The sequence below is a fragment of the Streptomyces sp. NPDC059668 genome, assembly GCF_042734135.1.
In the GTDB taxonomy this organism is placed as follows: domain Bacteria; phylum Actinomycetota; class Actinomycetes; order Streptomycetales; family Streptomycetaceae; genus Streptomyces.
Genome location: NZ_JBHWEL010000037.1, coordinates 1 through 15,534, shown reverse-complemented (window position 1 = coordinate 15,534; position 15,534 = coordinate 1). Strand labels below are relative to the sequence as shown.

Genomic DNA, 15,534 nt, shown 5'->3' with positions numbered 1-15,534 from the left:
GGGGGGGGTGTGGGGGGGGGGGGTGGGGGGGGGGGGGGGGGGGGGGGGGGGGGCGCGGGGGGGGGGCCGCGCGCGGCGCGGGGGCCCCCGCCCCCCCCCCCCCGAGGCCGGTGTCACCTCGCACGGTGATCCAGAACGTGAAGATCGTCCAGAGGGTCCGGAACTGCTGTTTTTGCGTCGTTCACCACGATGCCACGCCTGAGTCCCTGGGGCCTGAATGAGTGGTTCCGCTCAGTGAGTCACTCGGAGGCACCGGAGGGCTGCCCCATGACCGGGATCGAACCCGCGTCCACCATCAACCGACGTCGTTTTCTGCTCGCCTCGGGTGCCGTCGCGGCGGCCGGAGCCGCGGGATCGGCCGGAGCGTTCCTGCCCCGGCAACGCCGCCCCGACGCCGTGGAACCCGCCGTGCGCGCCGCCGCTCAGCGGCCCGCGCCCCACGCGACGACCACTCTGGAGACGACGGCCCGCCTCGGCGGAGCCCCGCGCCCGGGCGCCTACCGGCGGCTGGACTCCGGCCCGGGCTGGCCCCTGGTCGTACGGGAGGAGATCGCCCCGCCCCGCGCCGGGCGCGCGGACCGGCATACCCCGCTCGCCTGCTTCGTGCAGTTCACCGACCTGCACATCGCCGATGTGCAGAACCCGCTCCGCACGGAGTTCCTGCGCTCCCGCACGCCCACCGCGTGGCGTGCTCAGGAGGCGCTGACCGTCGCCGGCGCGGTCTCGCTCGTGGAGAAGGTCAACGCGCTCGGCGGCGGCCCGCACTCGGGACTGCCACCGGCGTTCGTGATGACCACGGGCGACAACATCGACAACAACTCCGCCATCGAGCTGGAGTGGTTCCTCACGCTGATGAACGGCGGCCGGATCACCCCCAACACCGGTGACCCGAAGACGTACGAAGGCGTCCAGAACTCCGGGCTTCCGCTGTACTGGCACCCGGGCGACCCGGCGCTGCGCGACGTCGACAAGCTGCGCGGGCTGCCGCTGATACCCGGCTTCCTCGACGCGGCGACCCGCCCCGTGACCAGCCCGGGCCTGCGGATCCCCTGGTACTCCACGGTCGGCAACCACGACGACCTGCCCGGCGGCTGCCTGTCGCCCGCGCTGGGCGACGTCGCCGTCGGGTCCCGCAAACTGCTGTCGGTCCCCGACGCGGACGTGGCCGCCTACGCCAAGGCGCTCGGTTCGGGCGACGATCCCAAGAGCGAGGTGCTCACGGCGATCCTGAACAGGCACGCCGCCTCCGCGCGGACGGTGACCGCGGACGAGCGGCGCCGCCTGTTCACCCCGCACGACTATCTGGCCGCGCATCTCGACCCCGCCCGCGCCGGTGCCGGACCGGTGGGCCACGGCTACACACCGGACCACCTCGACGGCGACCGCATGTACTACACGTTCCCGATCGCGGAGAACGTCATCGGGATCAGCATCGACACGACGTACCGCAGCGGTCACTACGAGGGGTCGCTCGGCGGCGACCAGATGCGCTGGCTGGAACAGACCCTGGCCGCGCACAGCTCCCGGTCCTACGACGCGGACGGCCGTCTCGTGCGCCGTCCCGGAGCCGACGACGCCCACATCCTGGTCTTCAGCCACCACCACAGTCCGAGCATGACCCGCCGCCCCGACGCCGCCCGCACGGACGAACCGCGCCACGACGGTGCCGAGGTCATCGCCCTGCTCAGCCGCTTCCCGAACGTGGTCGCCTGGATCAACGGTCACAGCCACGTGAACCGGATCACCCCCCACGCGCACGCGACGGCCGCCCGCTCCTTCTGGGAGGTCAACACCGCCTCGCACGTCGACTATCCGCACCACGCCCGCCTGTTCGAACTGGTCGACAACAAGGACGGGACGCTGTCCCTGTTCACCACGCTCGTCGAGTCGGCCGCCCCGCACCGCACGGCGCCGGACTTCGACGACCTCTCGGCGGTCGGTCTCGCCTCGCTGTACCGGGAGCTCGCCTACAACGCCCCCGGCCTCGCCGACAGCATGCGGGCAGGCGTGCAGGAGGGATGGGCCGGCGGCGCGGGTGACCGCAACACCGAGCTGCTGAAGGTCCTCCCGTGACGGCCGTGGGCAACGGCTCGCTCACCTTCGCGGGCCCGTACGACCTCGTGGGTCCACCGCGGCTTGTCTGAAGAATCGCCTGTTGGCGTACAGATTTCTCAAGCTTGTTTGTTCGGACGCCGATGCCCCGCAGGAAGGACTTTCCGAGGAAGGGTTGAACGCTGTGACGTCAGCATCGGTGCGACAGCCGCTGGACCTGCTCACGGTCGCCGTCGACGATCTGCGAGCCGGGCGGCCGGTCATCGTGGTCGACGACGCCGACCGGGAGAACGAAGGCGATCTGGTCATGGCGGCCGAGTTCGCGACCGCCGAGACCATGGGCTTCTTCGTCCGCTGGACCAGCGGGCTCATCTGCGCGCCGATGGCGCCCGAGGTCGCCGACCGGCTGGAACTGCCGCTCATGGTCCCCTCCGCTCCTCGCGCCGATACGGCAACCGGAACGGCATCCGGCACGGCGGTCGACACGACCGCGTACACCGTTTCCGTGGACGCGGTCGGAGTCGGCTCGGGCATCTCCGCCGCCGACCGCGCACTGACCGTGCGGACGCTGGCCGACCCCGGCACCCGGCCCGACCGGTTGATGCGCCCCGGGCACGTGTTTCCGCTGCGGGCCCGCCCCGGAGGAGTCGCCGAGCGACGTGGACACACCGAGGCCGGCGTCGATCTGCTGCGCCTGGCCGGGTTGTCGCCGGTCGCGGTGATCAGTGAGATCTGCGAGGACGACGGCTCGGTCGCCGGCCCCGACCGGTTGCGCGCCTTCGCCGACGAGCACGCTCTCACGCTGGTCTCGATCGACCAGTTGTCGAACCGGCTGCGGCTCTCGGGCACGGCGACGGCGTGACCCGCGTGCTCCGAGCGACGGTCTTCGACCTGGACGACACGCTGATCGACACCGGGGACGCCTGGGCGCGGGTGTGCGGGGGCTTCACCGCCCGGCACGGTCACCACTGGCGTGCCGAGGACACCGCCGCGCTGCACGGCAACGGCAGCTGGGCGTCGTACGTCGCGGGCCTGTGCGGCGGTGCGGCAGGCGCCGCCCAGGTGGTGGACGCCTGTGGTGCCGCGATGGTCGACGAATGCGCCGCCGGACGTGTGCGAGCCCTGCCCGGCGCGGTGGAGCTGATCCTGGAGGCCGGACGGCACGGCCCGGTCGGCGTGGCCACGGCCAGTCCTCGCCGCTTCGTCCTGGCGGCCCTCGAAGGGCTCGGCCTGCTGCCGGGGCTGGGCGTCGTCGTGTGCGGCGAGGACGTGGTCCGGGTCAAACCCGCGCCGGACCCCTACCTGCGTGCGGCGGCCGGGCTCGGTGTCCCGCCGTCCGGGTGTCTGGCGGTCGAGGACTCGCCGAACGGCATCCGGTCGGCGGCCGCGGCAGGCCTGTGCGTCCTCGCCGTCCCGCGCGCGGGCGCGACGCTGCCGGCCGAGGTCGCCCGGCTGTCCGCGGCGCGGGCACAGAGTGCGGCAGAGGCCCTGCCCTTGCTGACCCGGCTGCTCGCGCCCCGGCCCGAGCTGTCGGTCCGTGGAGCGGCGGCTCCGTGAAGGGGCTCCTTGCCGACGTTCCATGACGCCGGGGCCATGGGGGGAAGGGTTCCGTCGCGGCGTGGCGGGGCTTCGGTCAGGACGTCTGGGCCGCCGGCCGCCCCGCCCAGGCCTGCTCCAGCGCCTGGGTGAACATCTCGGGCGACTGGACGCCGCTGACGCCGTAGCGCCGGTCCAGGACGAAGAAGGGCACGCCATTCGCGCCCAGCTCGGCGGCCAGCCGTTCGTCGGACCGTACGTCCTCGGCGTACGCGTCGGGGTCGCCGAGCACCTCCCGTGTCTCCGTCTCGCTCAGCCCGACCGCGACGGCCAGGTCCACGAGCGTCTCCGTGTCGTAGACCGAGCGCTCCTCCACGAAGTTCACCCGGAAGGCGAGATCCGCCAACTCGGCCTGAACGCCATGGGACTTGGCGAGATGGAGGAGCCGGTGCACGTCGAAGGTGTTCCCGAAGACCCGTCCTCCGATCCGGTATCCCAGTCCCACGGATCTCGCCATCTCCGCGGCCTGCTCCTCCCGGGCGAGCTGCTGCTCTCGCGTGCGCCCGTACTGGGCCGCCACCGCTTCGACGATCGGTACGGCACCGTTCTCGGCCCGTGGGTTGAGCTCGTACGACCGGTGCACCACTTCCACCTCGTCGCGGTGTGCGAAGGCGGCGAGTCCTTGGTCGAAGCGGGCGCGGCCGACGTAGCACCAAGGGCAGGCGATATCGGTCCAGATCTCGACGCGCATGGGTTGCATCTCCCTGTCTCCGGGGCCACACGCACGGGGAAGCGGCTGATCAGGTCACCCGGTTCGACCTGATCCGGACAGGGCGCCCGAACTGCGCACGGCTTGGTAGAACGATCAATCACACGATAGACGACCGACCGTCTATATCCAAACGGTGCCGACCTGCGGATGGACTGCGCTTGGCATGAGCACCGTCCCCGTGGGATCGCGGGAGCCACCGATCGCACCGAGGCGCCCGGCCGGACAGCTCTCGTCCGACCGGGCGCCTGGCAGCGTCGCGCGACGGTCGCTCAGCCCAGTGCGAACTTCTGGGCGGCGGATCCGTTGCAGTCCCAGATGCGCAGGCGGGTGCCGTTGGCGGTGGCGCCGTCGGGGGAGTCCAGGCAGCGGCCCGACTGCGGGTTCGACAGGGAGCCGTCGGCCTGTTGCTGCCAGATCTGGCCACCGGCGCCGTTGCAGTCCCAGAGTTCGACCTGGGTGCCGTTGGCGGTGCCGTTGCCGATGATGTCGAGGCAGCGGCCCAGGGAGTGCAGCCGGCCGTCCGGACTGTGGAACCAGTGCTGGTCGACGGCGTACGACTGGCAGCCCCACAGTTGCACGGCGGTGGCGTTGGACCCGTTGTCGTCCCCGGCCACGTCGGCGCAGGTGCCGCCCGGTCCCGCCACGGGGGCACCGCCGTTGGCGGCGAACTTCTGGGCGGCGGATCCGTTGCAGTCCCAGATGCGCAGGCGGGTGCCGTTGGCGGTGGCGCCGTCGGGGGAGTCCAGGCAGCGGCCCGACTGCGGGTTGAACAGCGAGCCGTCGGCGCGCTGCACCCACTTCTGGCCGCCGACCCCGTTGCAGTCCCAGAGTTCGACCTGGGTGCCGTTGGCGGTCCCGTTGCCGATGATGTCGAGGCAGCGTCCGATGGTGCCGAGGGACCCGTTGGCGTTGTGCGTCCAGTGCTGGTCCTCGGCGTAGGACTGGCAGTTCCACAGCCCGACCGCGGCACCGTTCACCCCGGTGTCGTCCGCGGAGACGTCGACGCACTGGTTGCCCGGACCGGTGACGGTGCCCTGCGGACCGTTCGGGACGTTGGTCTGGCCCGAGTAACCCACCGAGACGATGTTCGCCTGCACGGCGTTCTCGGCGGCGTCCGTGGGATATCCGGCGACCATGACGCCCTCGAAGAAGGACCCCATGTTCCAGTTGCTGTTGTCGCCGCCCGTGCCCAGGATGATGCCGCCCTCCTGCTGCATCGGCCGGTATCCGCCCCGGGAGGGCAGGGCGCCGTCCCACCACGTGGTCAGGCCGCCGGACTGGGAGTTGCCTCCCTTCAAGGCGTAGGTGGTCTGTCCGTTGTTCTTGAGGACCGCCGTCACGTACGTGCTGCTGTTGCCCTTGTTCGCCGTGTTGGAGCCGTTGTCGCCCTGGAACATGCCGTTCTCCAGGTCGGCTTCGACCCACGGTCCCGAGCCGCTGCAGGGCGCGAAGTAGCAGGTGGTGGCGATGGACACGGCGTCCATGTGGCCGTTGCCCGTGTCGGCGGGCGTGGACTCCGCGTTTCCGTAGTCGAAGCAGCAGGCGGAGCCGACGTGGGTGCCGCTGGCGACCATGTAGGCGCCTTCCGGCTGCCCGTTGACCGCGACGCCGGACGCGGCGCCGTGCGAGCGGTAGCCGACCCCGGGGGAGATCCAGATCCCGTACACCTTGTGGCCGCCGGCCGTGACGGACAGCTCACTCGCGTCCGCGCCCCGGTCGGCGCCCATTCCGGCCGTGCCCGCGGGGCCGGGGAAGAGGTCGTTGTGGCGGGTGGTCTGGTCGTAGACCTTCGAGATGCTGCACGTGGTGTTCGCGCAGAACGTGTCCTGCCGGCCCGCGTCGGCGTAACCGCCGGCCGACAGCGCCGTGATGTCGGCGCTCGCACCGTCGGAGGCGCGGGTGACCTGGTAGAGCGGTCCGCCGTACGCCGAGAACAGCGCGCGGGTGGTGCTGTGGGCGGCGACGCAGGGGGTGCCCGCGCCGGCGTAGATGTCACAGGGCTGTGACCCCGCCGCCTGGGCGACGCCGGGGAGGCCGACCAGGGCGGTGACCAGCAGGCCGATGGCGGCGGCGACGGACATCAGGGCCTGCGCGAGCCTGCGCGCCGGGCCGGTCGTGTGCGGTGTGCGGAGACGCGAGGAGGCAGATCTTCTTCTGCGCATATGTGCTCCCAGTGGGGTGATGGAGCTACAACTCGCCCTTCGGGCAGCCGAGTTCGCGCACTGCCTGGCGACTGGGTCGGAAGCTACGCGCGCTGGTCGATTGCGTCAATAATTGTCGCTTTTCTTTTTTTCCTAGCTCTCCGCCATGTCCGAACGTGTTGCTTTGCGGCATCCATCGCATGGGGGACCCGTCGACCAGGTGGATGCCCGTCCTGAGGCGCGACGCAGGTGCCCTCGCAGGCCCGCACGAGCGGTCGAAGGCCCGGTTGATGCGCTGGTCCCCACGGTTGTCCCGGGCGTCCGACGACGAGCATTCGCCTGCCCCGTGGACGCCGGACACCTCCAACTGACGCACCGCCAGGGCGTGTCCGGATCCGAGGCCCGTTCCCGGTGACCGGCCGGACCGGGACGGCCCTTGCACGGGCATCATCGTCGGCCGCAGGGGTACCTGCGTCCCATGCCGTCCCTGCGCCAGGAAGCGAGAAGGCCATGAGTGAACGTCGTGCGGAAGCCCCTGGGGACAGCGGGGGAGCGACGCCGAAGCCGATACCCAGGGACCTGCCCGATCAGCAGGCCACCGCCGACGAGGACCCCTGGGACGTCGTCGGTGTGCCGGCGTCGTCGGCAGGCCGGCAGCCCGATCCGGAGACTCCCGACCCGGAGATTCCCGACACGGACGAGGCCGGCACCGGCCGGAAGGGCGCGGCGCACTCCGGCAACCGGCGCCCGGAGCATCCTGTGCCCGACGAACCGCCGGCCTGATCGCTGCGCGCGTGGCGGGATCTCCGGCGGGTGAGGCCGCTGCGGGTCCTCGCGGCGCCCGGCGCCCGCGTCGAGGAGCCGGAGCGCGCCGTCGTACCCAGCAGAAAGGAGTGTCACCCCGATGGTCACTGTGTCCCTCACCGGAGCGTCCAAGGAGGACGCGGCCACCGTCTTCGACGTCCTGCGGACGGCGTTCCCCGTCGACCGGCCCTCGGACGCCGTGCCCCAGGAGCAGCCGGGGGACCACCCCACCGTATGGACCGCGCAGTTCGTGCCGACGCAGGAGCGCATACCCACCGGGCCCACCCCGCTGGAGGGCTCGCTCACCGCCACGCTCCAGGGCGGCTACGTCGCCGTGGACCAGCTCTGCGAAGCCCTGAGGGCCGCGTTCGCCGTGGACGAGGAGGGCACGGCGTCGGGCGACCAGGAGAAGGAGGTCGACCTGCGCCTCCGGACGAAGCGGCCGTGACACGGAGAGCAGGTCGAGAGGCTCCGGCGCGCGCCTGAGCGGCGCCGGCTTCCATACTGTCGGCTGTCGGCTGTCAGTTGGCGACTGGCGGGGTGCCTACGCCTCCTGGACGGTGGTCAGGTCGGCGAGCCCTGAGAACGTCAGGACGGGAGTGAGCAGCGGGGCGGTGATGAGCTCGATGCGGTCCGCGTGGGCGAACAGGACGCTCAGCCCGGCGCTGTCGAGATAGTCGATCTCGGTGAGATCGATGACGACGCGCCCCGGCATGTTCTCCAGCGCGCTGGCGAGCGCGGCGGTGTTGCTCATGTCGATCTCACCGGTGGCTTTGAGGAACGCGGTGCCGTCCGGCCGGTGCCCTGGGGTCAGGGTGAGGGGTGTGGTCATCAGGAGATCCTCGTGTGCATGTCGACGGTGGTGCCCACCGGGCCAGGGGTGATGGTGACCTGCTGCATCATCGCTCGCATCAGGGCCACCCCACGGCCGCGGTGCGCGTTGGCTTCGGGCTGCGGGGTCTTCCAACGACCGGTGTCGGCGACGGTCAGCCGCAGGTTGCCCACGAGGGCCTCGGCGCGCAACCGCACGGTCTGGCCCGGGGCGTGCCGGTGACCGTGCTCGATGGCGTTGGCACAGGCTTCCCCCGCGGCGACCAGCACCCGCTGCGCCGTGTGCGGCGGGAGATCGCACTTGGCCAGCCAGGTGCGCAAGGCCTTGCGCACGGGGGCGAGTTGCTCCGACTCGGCAGGGAACGTCAGCTCCAAGGGGGCGGGGTGACGGTAGAGCAGGAGAGCCACGTCGTCGTCGTAGCCGTTCGCCGGGGCCAGGCGTGTCATGACCTCCGTGGCCAGCTCGTCGACCGCGGTCTCCCGGCCGTCCTGGACGGCTTCCCCCGCCTGGTCGATGCCGGTGGTCAGCGGGCGCCGACGGCGTTCCACGAGGCCGTCGGTGTACAGCAGCAGGGTGGCGCGGGCGGGCACGGTGCATTCGGCCTGCGGCCGCTGGGCGCCCGGGCGTACGGCGAGCGGCGCGTACCGGCCGCCGTCGAGGAGCTGAGTGGTGCCGTCGGGGTGGGCCAGGATGCCGGGCGGATGTCCCGCGCTGGAGTAGGTGAGGTGACCGGTCTCCGGGTCCAGCACTCCGCAGAAGACGGTGGTGCACAGGGCGCCCTGCACACCGGCCGCGAAGTGGTCCAGTGCCATCAGCGTCCGGCCGGGATCCGAGTCCTGGAGGAGCAGGGCCCGGCAGGCGCTGCGCAGTTGGCCCATCACGGTGGCGGCCTCCAGGCCACGGCCCACACAGTCGCCGACCACGATGCCGATCCGGCCGTTGGGCAGGGCGATGGTGTCGTACCAGTCGCCCCCGACCTCCAGGGGGCGGGCCGCGGGCTCGTAGCGGACGGCGAAGCCCTCGGGCAGTTTCGACGGGCCGAGGATGGCCCGCTGCAGAGCCAGAGCGGTCTCCCGCTGCTGATCGATCTGGTGGGCACGGGCCAGGCTCTGGGAGAGGTGCCCGCCGAGCAGGGACAGCAGGAGCTGGTCCTGGTCCGTGAACGGCCGGTTCTTGTGCAGGTCGAGCCAGATGACCAGGGGACCGTCAGGATGTTCCAGGGTGATGCCCGCGCCGGTGGCATCGGCGAGCGGAGTCAGCGTCGGGCCGTCGCGCAGCGCGGTCAGCTGCGTACGCCGGTGCTCGTCGAGTGAGCCCCAGGTCAAGGGCGTGTCCGAGCCGGTCGGTTGCGGTCCGCGGTCGGCGGAGAACACGACCGCGACGACGCGCTGGGCGCGCCACAGGTTCTCGAACTCCTCCAGTGCCCCCGCAAGGGCCTGAGGAAGGCTGGTGGCCTGGGAAAGACGCATGCTGAGAGCGGCCAGCGCGGTCTCCCGCTGGATCGCGTAGTGCTCGGCGGTGACGTCCCGGAACGTTCCCACGGTGACGGTGCGTCCGGTGTCCGGGTCCTGCGCCTGGTTGTAGGAGGCACTCGCCCACAGCCGGTGTCCGTCGCGGTGCTTGACGGGGATGGTGTAACTGCCCCGGCTCTCCGCCAGCAGACCGGAGAAGGCCTCGGCGACCTGCTGGTGGGCCTCGGCGTCCGTCTCGGCGTCCGGCCACCAGGGGTGGACGGGTGCATAGGGCAGGCCCTCGGGCCCGTAGCCGAGAATGTCACTGAACGCGGTGTTGATCTCGATGACCGCGCCGTGCTCGTCGCAGACGAAGAACGCCTCCTGGAGGGAGTCGACGAGCGCGGTGCGCCAGCGGGCGTGATGGTTGCGCAGCCGCGAGAGGTCCAGGTTGCCGCGCACCCGGGCCAGCAGTTCGGCCGCGGCGAAGGGCTTGACGAGATAGTCGTCGGCCCCTGCCTGCAGGCCCTCGATGGACGCTTCCTCGCCCGCGCGGGCGGACAGCAGCAGGACGGGGACGGCCGCGGTGCGCGCTTCGGCGCGCAGCGCCGTGACCAGGGCGAGTCCGTCCATGCGGGGCATCATCACGTCGCTGACGACGAGATCCGGTGGCTGGGCGCGGACGGCCTCCAGGGCCGCCACACCGTCGGTGACCGTGGCCACCTCGTACCCGGCTCCGGTCAGCAGCCTGGTGAGGTACTCGCGCATGTCGGCGTTGTCGTCGGCGACCAGCACCCTGGCGGCCGCGACCGGTCCGGCGGAGGACGGGTCGACCGCCGGGTCCGTGACACCCTGGGCGGCCGGGTCCGTCCGCTCCCCGGGCAGCCAGCGCAGGGCTTCCTCCACGAAGGGCGCGGCCGCGGCGGGTATCGCGTCGCGAGAGGTGCCGGAGACCAGACTGTCGGGCGGCAGATGGGACGTGCCGAACGGCAGACGAATGGTGAAGCGCGTGCCCTCGTCCTCGGTGCTGGACGCGGTGATCGTGCCTCCGTGCAGGGTGACGAGTTCCTGTACGAGGGCGAGACCGATGCCGCTGCCCTCGTCGGAGCGGGAGCGGGCGTTCTCGATGCGGTGGAAACGTTCGAACAGGCGCGGCATCTCGTCGGCCGGCACCCCGATACCGGTGTCCGTGACGGTCACCACCGCCTCCCGGCCGTCGTCACGCAGCGACACACCGATGGAACCGCTGAAGGTGAACTTCAGCGCGTTGCTCAGGAGGTTGAGGATCACCTTCTCCCACAGTCCACGGTCGACGTACACCGGCTGGTCGAGCGTCGGGCAGTCGACCGTGAAGGCCAGTCCGGCCTTCTCGACCGCCGAGCGGAAGACGCTGGAGAGTTCGGTCGTGAGGCCGGCCAGATCGACCGGCTCGTACGAGGCCTGCATCCGGCCGGCCTCGATGCGCGAGAAGTCCAGGAGGCTGTTGACCAGTTTGCCGAGCCGCAGCCCGTTGCGGTGGATGACCTCCAGTTCCTCCCGCACCTGCGGGTCCGCCTCGGCCAGCCGGCCCCGCAGTTCCTCCACCGGGCCCATGATCAGCGTGAGCGGGGTGCGGAACTCGTGGCTGATGTTCGAGAAGAACGTGGTCTTTGCCCGGTCCAGCTCCGCGAGGACCTCGGCCCGGCGCTGCTGTGCCTGATAGCTGCGGGCGCCGGCGATACCCGCCGCGATGTGACCCGCGATCAGCTCGACGAAGCCCCGGTACCCGGCGTCCGGCGGCCGGTAGCGGTTCAGGGCCGACACGAGGAATCCGTACGGAGCGCTGCCCGGCTGTACCAGCGGTACGACCAGGGCCTGCGTCGGGGGTTCCTGCCAGCTGCCGGTCGGCAGCGCGGAGGACGAGACGCCGTCGAGGTCCATCAGTACGGCTTCGCCCTGGAGCAGTTCGGCTACGGGCCAGACCGCCTGGGGATCGCCGGCGGGCAGCGTCCGCGGAGCCACGGGATCTCCCGCGCCCACTCCGGTCGAGCCCGCGAGCCGGGCGGAGCCGTCGTCCTGGAAGAGGTAGGTCAGGGTGAAGGGAAGGTCCTGCGGATTGTGTTCGAGCTGCCGCCCGGCGAAGGCCAGCATCTCCTGCTCGGTACGCACCGCACTGGGATCGGACCCGAGATCGCGCAGTGTGCCCATCCGCCGCTCGCCGATGACCCGTTCGGTGTCCTCACTGACCACGCACAGCATGCCGACCACATGGCCGTCGTCATTGTGCAGGGGGCTGTAGGAGAAGGTGTGGTAGGACTCCTCGGGGAAGCCCGAGCGCTCCACGAACAGCAGGAGCGCCTCGTCCCAGGTCGCCCGGCTCGTGGTCATCACCGTGTCGATCCGCGGTCCGATGTCCGGCCAGATCTCCGCCCACACCTCGCTCGCGGACCGCCCCAGGGCCCACGGGTACTTCCCGCCCAGCGTGTCGCTGCGGTAAGCGGCGTTGCAGAAGAACGTCAGCTCCGGGCCCCACGCCATCCACATGGGGAAGCGGGAGGACAGGAGGATGCTCACCGCCGTCTGCAGGCTCTGCGGCCAGCCGGACGGAGGTCCCAGCGGCGTCGCCGCCCAGTCGACCGCCGCGAGATCACGACCGACCTCGCTGTCGGCGGCGAAGACGTCGATCCCCGCCGCCGGCCGTGCCTCACGCTCGGACTTCTCGGCGCCCACTCGACATCCCCTCGTTCCTGTCTGCCGACACCGTCAGGCGTGGTGCACGTCCGGAGAACCCTCACGGCCGCGCCGCCCTCGCCCCGCCCGACCGCTCGGCGTCCCCGGGAAGTCGCCGCCACGGCCATGGTGCGGTGGCGCAATCCGTAGGATAGGACAGCCACTCTCACCATGGGCGTGGGGGGACGAACAGGAGCCGGCGGTGGCTGTACAGGACGACGCCCACTCTCCTCGAACGATGACCTCGTTGACGGGCAAGGCCCGGTGCCCGGACATCACGCAGCGGTACGGCGGTCTGGAAGCGTCCGCCGTCGGCGACATCCTCCGCCGGGTCGCCTCGCTGGCCGCCGCCCTCTTCGACGCGCCCATGGCAACGGTAGCGGTCACCGGCACCGACGGTGCGTGGTTCCGGACGACGCACGGACCGGACCTGCTCGCCGGTCCCGGCCGCGCACCGGAGCCGGGTGGCCGCACGCTCCTCCCCGACCACTCCGGCACAGCCGGTGACCCGTCCACCGGTGCCCGCACGGTGATCGGCCGGCCGGTCCACGGTGAGCCGGGCATACGGTTCCGCGTCGCCGCACCCGTGGTCACGGCGGGCGGGGAGCGACTGGGCACCATCCAGGTGCTGGACACCCGGCCCAGGAAGGCCACCGACCGGCAGCTGGGAGCTCTCCAGGACCTGTCCGCACTGCTCGTGGACGAACTCGAACTGCGGCTGTCGGTGAGCGGGACCGTCGCGGCCGAGCGCCGCATGCGCAGGGACGCCGAACGCCTGGCCCGCACCCTCCAGCGCACACTGCTCCCGCCCGCCCTGCCGGAGGTTCCCGGGCTCGGTGTCGCCGCCTTGTACCACAACGCCTCGGCGGACGAGGTCGGAGGAGACTTCTACGACCTCTTCCCGCTCAACGACGGACGCTGGGGCTTCTTCCTGGGCGACGTCTGCGGAAAGGGCGCCGAGGCCGCGGCCCTGACCTCCCTGGCCCGCTACACGCTGCGCGCCGCGGCCATATACGACCCCGATCCGTGCGCGGTACTGGCGAATCTCGACACCGTCCTCAAGGGCGAGTACCAGGGCGACGATCCCCGTTACTGCACCGCCGTCTTCGGAGTCCTCCAGCCCGAGGCGGACGGCACCTTCGCCGTCACGCTGGCCGGCGGAGGCCACCCGCCGGCCCTCGCGCTGCGCGTGGACGGGGCCGTCCAGCCCGTCTCCACCAAAGGAGGCCAGCTCATCGGTCTGCTCCCCGACCCGCGTTTCGTCACGGCCACCCTGAGGCTCGCGGCCGGCGAGACGCTGCTGCTGTACACGGACGGTCTGACCGAGGCACGCACCGAGACGAGGGGCATGCTCGGCGAAGCGGGACTGATCGCCCACCTCTCCGCGATGCGCCCCCGGGGTTCCGGTGCGCTGCTGACCGCCATCGACGAGCTTCTTGCCGGCCTCGGCGCGGGTGTCACCGACGACACCGCACTCCTGGCCCTCTCCGTCCCGTCTTCCCGCAACGAACCGACCGTCCAGGAGCTTCAGTGACCCAGCGCACCCTCGTCGCCGCCTCAAAGGCTCATTCCTCCGGTGTCACCGTGCTCACGGCAGCCGGCGAGCTCGACTACCACACCGCCACGGAGCTGCGCGCCGCGGTGGAGGACGCCGCCTTCACGGCCGACGGGACGGTGATCGACCTGAGCGGGCTCACCTACTGCGACTCCACGGGACTCACCGTCCTGGTCACCGCGTACCAGCGGGCCCAAGCCGCCGGATCACCCCTTGCCCTGGCCGGACTCAGCGCGGATCTCACCCATGTGTTCGAGATCGTCGGACTCGACCAGCTCTTCACCCTCTCCCCGACGATCGAGGAAGCCATCGCGTCGCTGCGCCGCTGACGCCGGCTCAGCGGCCTCGGCCGGCGCGCGGCGGAGCGGCGGACGGCACCGGGACGACGCGTCCGACGGTGCCGGGACGACGCCCGGAGTCCGGCTGCCGGCACGCGGAGCCGGGGGACACTCAGCCGTCCAGGGCCTGTTCGACGGTGGGATGGCAGGCGATGACGGCGTCGAGACCGACGAGCTGGATGACGCGGCCGACGGGTCCCTGAGCGCCGGCGACGCGGAGCCAGCCGTGGGCGTCGTCGGCCGCCTGGTGGGCGGAGACGAGGACGTTGATCCCGCTGGAGTCCATGAAGGTCACGGCGCTGAGGTCCAGCACGGTGCGGGGCGGGTCCTGGCCGTCGGCCGGCAGCACGACGTCGCGGAGGGCCTCCGTGACGTCGTGGTCGATCTCACCGCCCAGCGTCACGACACGGATTCCGTTTGCCGTGTGCTCTTTGACGGACAGTCGGTCCGGCCTGTCCGTTCCCTGGGTGCTGGTCACTGTCTCCTCGTTTGCGCTCAAGCCCTGCCCGGTCCACCGCGTGGAGATTGTGCCCCAACGCACTGGGTGGATGCAGCTGAACGGCTGTGTCGAAGAGCACGTTGTGATTACGTGATTGAGTGACGGGTACACGAGGGCTGTAACAGACGGGGAATGAGGGAGTCGGGATGGGAGCCCAGACCGGCGATGAGCACGGTGTGGGGCATGGCACCCCGATCCAGGCGAGTTACGCCCTGGGGGACGACGACGGCAGCATCGCCGACGCCCGCCATCTCGCCGCGGCCTTTCTGGAACAGGCGCGTACCGCGCACGGACTGGCCGTGTCCGCCCGGGTCATGGATCTGACGCAGCTGGTCGTGAGCGAGCTGGTCACCAACGCCCGCAAGTACGCGCCGGGCCCGACACTGATGCACCTTCGGATCGCCGACGGCATCGTGGACGTCGCCGTCTGGGACAGCGATCCCCACGTTCCCGTCGCCCGGACCGCCGACCCCGGCAGGATCGGCCAGCACGGTCTGGAGATCGTCAAGGCCGTCGCGTGGCACCTCGACGTCGAACAGGAAGCCGTCGGCAAGCGCATCACCGCCCGGCTGCCCCTCGCCGACACTCCCCGGAGCGGGGTCTCCGCGCTCCGCCTGCCGTGACGGAACGTCAAGCGGCCCACTGACTGCGGAAAACCCCTCGCTTCCCTCCCGCTCGGCCCGGCCGTGCTGCCGCTGGTGCGTCGGGCGCACGGGATGCGTGGGATGTGCGTGAGGTGAAGTGGGGGCCGGCCGGAGGGTGTCCGGTCGGCCCCCTGTTCGTGGGGTGGTGGGGTGGGGGCAGGGGCGGCGGGGGCCGAGGGAGTAGGTGCCGACCAGCTCGTG

General features: G+C 71.5%; 13 protein-coding genes. 8 read left to right on the top strand and 5 right to left on the bottom strand.

Going from position 1 to position 15,534, the window contains the following annotated elements:
• Positions 1–267: 267 nt before the first annotated feature.
• The 3 genes from ACFV2J_RS24765 (at position 268) to ACFV2J_RS24755 (ending at position 3,609) form a co-directional block, all read left to right on the top strand.
• The gene (locus ACFV2J_RS24765; protein ID WP_385440612.1) at positions 268–2,073 is read left to right on the top strand and encodes a TIGR03767 family metallophosphoesterase; all 1,806 of its coding nucleotides are present in this window, start codon (positions 268–270) and stop codon (positions 2,071–2,073) included.
• Positions 2,074–2,236: 163 nt separating this feature from the next.
• On the top strand, positions 2,237–2,914 hold the full coding sequence (ribB, locus tag ACFV2J_RS24760) for a 3,4-dihydroxy-2-butanone-4-phosphate synthase (protein WP_385096397.1): 678 nt from the start codon (positions 2,237–2,239) through the stop codon (positions 2,912–2,914).
• On the top strand, positions 2,911–3,609 hold the full coding sequence (locus ACFV2J_RS24755; protein WP_385096394.1) for an HAD family hydrolase: 699 nt from the start codon (positions 2,911–2,913) through the stop codon (positions 3,607–3,609). The genes ribB and ACFV2J_RS24755 overlap by 4 nt, the downstream gene beginning before the upstream one ends.
• Before the next feature lie 76 nt (positions 3,610–3,685).
• Here the strand turns inward: ACFV2J_RS24755 and ACFV2J_RS24750 are convergent, their stop codons facing one another.
• A complete protein-coding gene (locus ACFV2J_RS24750; protein ID WP_385096391.1) occupies positions 3,686–4,339 on the bottom strand; it encodes a DsbA family oxidoreductase in 654 nt (217 codons plus the stop codon).
• A gap of 290 nt (positions 4,340–4,629) precedes the next feature.
• Positions 4,630–6,522, bottom strand: coding sequence for an arabinofuranosidase catalytic domain-containing protein (locus ACFV2J_RS24745; RefSeq protein WP_385440607.1), 1,893 nt, complete (start codon positions 6,520–6,522; stop codon positions 4,630–4,632).
• Positions 6,523–7,011: 489 nt separating this feature from the next.
• Between ACFV2J_RS24745 and ACFV2J_RS24740 the strand changes: the two genes are divergently transcribed.
• Together ACFV2J_RS24740 and ACFV2J_RS24735 are read left to right on the top strand one after the other, a co-directional pair.
• Complete coding sequence (locus ACFV2J_RS24740; protein ID WP_385091421.1) at positions 7,012–7,284, top strand: hypothetical protein; 273 nt, start codon at positions 7,012–7,014, stop codon at positions 7,282–7,284.
• Between the two features lie 121 nt (positions 7,285–7,405).
• A complete protein-coding gene (locus ACFV2J_RS24735; protein WP_385091418.1) occupies positions 7,406–7,753 on the top strand; it encodes a hypothetical protein in 348 nt (115 codons plus the stop codon).
• Positions 7,754–7,849: 96 nt separating this feature from the next.
• On the opposite strand, the gene ACFV2J_RS24730 is transcribed toward ACFV2J_RS24735, so the two are convergent.
• Both ACFV2J_RS24730 and ACFV2J_RS24725 read right to left on the bottom strand, forming a co-directional pair.
• Entirely contained in the window at positions 7,850–8,137 is a 288-nt protein-coding gene (locus ACFV2J_RS24730; protein ID WP_385091415.1) for an STAS domain-containing protein, read from the bottom strand.
• Positions 8,137–12,297, bottom strand: coding sequence for a SpoIIE family protein phosphatase (locus ACFV2J_RS24725; protein WP_385440603.1), 4,161 nt, complete (start codon positions 12,295–12,297; stop codon positions 8,137–8,139). Before ACFV2J_RS24725 ends, ACFV2J_RS24730 begins: the two co-directional genes overlap by 1 nt.
• A gap of 238 nt (positions 12,298–12,535) precedes the next feature.
• Between ACFV2J_RS24725 and ACFV2J_RS24720 the strand changes: the two genes are divergently transcribed.
• Both ACFV2J_RS24720 and ACFV2J_RS24715 read left to right on the top strand, forming a co-directional pair.
• Positions 12,536–13,831: a PP2C family protein-serine/threonine phosphatase gene (locus ACFV2J_RS24720; RefSeq protein ID WP_385440600.1), complete on the top strand. Its 1,296-nt coding sequence runs from the start codon at positions 12,536–12,538 to the stop codon at positions 13,829–13,831.
• Complete coding sequence (locus ACFV2J_RS24715) at positions 13,828–14,181, top strand: STAS domain-containing protein (RefSeq protein ID WP_385091409.1); 354 nt, start codon at positions 13,828–13,830, stop codon at positions 14,179–14,181. Before ACFV2J_RS24720 ends, ACFV2J_RS24715 begins: the two co-directional genes overlap by 4 nt.
• Before the next feature lie 121 nt (positions 14,182–14,302).
• Here ACFV2J_RS24715 and ACFV2J_RS24710 read toward each other — a convergent pair whose 3' ends face one another.
• A complete protein-coding gene (locus ACFV2J_RS24710; RefSeq protein ID WP_385091406.1) occupies positions 14,303–14,668 on the bottom strand; it encodes an STAS domain-containing protein in 366 nt (121 codons plus the stop codon).
• Positions 14,669–14,835: 167 nt separating this feature from the next.
• Between ACFV2J_RS24710 and ACFV2J_RS24705 the strand changes: the two genes are divergently transcribed.
• Positions 14,836–15,312, top strand: a complete 477-nt coding sequence (locus tag ACFV2J_RS24705) for an ATP-binding protein (RefSeq protein WP_385091403.1) — start codon at positions 14,836–14,838, stop codon at positions 15,310–15,312.
• Positions 15,313–15,534 lie beyond the last annotated feature (222 nt).

Excerpts from the sequence above, each read along its gene's own strand:
- ACFV2J_RS24705 (WP_385091403.1), top strand. The coding sequence starts at position 14,836 with ATGGGAGCCCAGACCGGCGATGAGCACGGTGTGGGGCATGGCACCCCG.
- ACFV2J_RS24735 (WP_385091418.1), top strand. The coding sequence starts at position 7,406 with ATGGTCACTGTGTCCCTCACCGGAGCGTCCAAGGAGGACGCGGCCACC.
- ACFV2J_RS24730 (WP_385091415.1), bottom strand. The coding sequence starts at position 8,137 with ATGACCACACCCCTCACCCTGACCCCAGGGCACCGGCCGGACGGCACC.
- ACFV2J_RS24765 (WP_385440612.1), top strand. The coding sequence starts at position 268 with ATGACCGGGATCGAACCCGCGTCCACCATCAACCGACGTCGTTTTCTG.
- ACFV2J_RS24745 (WP_385440607.1), bottom strand. The coding sequence starts at position 6,522 with ATGCGCAGAAGAAGATCTGCCTCCTCGCGTCTCCGCACACCGCACACG.
- ACFV2J_RS24750 (WP_385096391.1), bottom strand. The coding sequence starts at position 4,339 with ATGCGCGTCGAGATCTGGACCGATATCGCCTGCCCTTGGTGCTACGTC.
- ACFV2J_RS24740 (WP_385091421.1), top strand. The coding sequence starts at position 7,012 with ATGAGTGAACGTCGTGCGGAAGCCCCTGGGGACAGCGGGGGAGCGACG.
- ACFV2J_RS24720 (WP_385440600.1), top strand. The coding sequence starts at position 12,536 with ATGACCTCGTTGACGGGCAAGGCCCGGTGCCCGGACATCACGCAGCGG.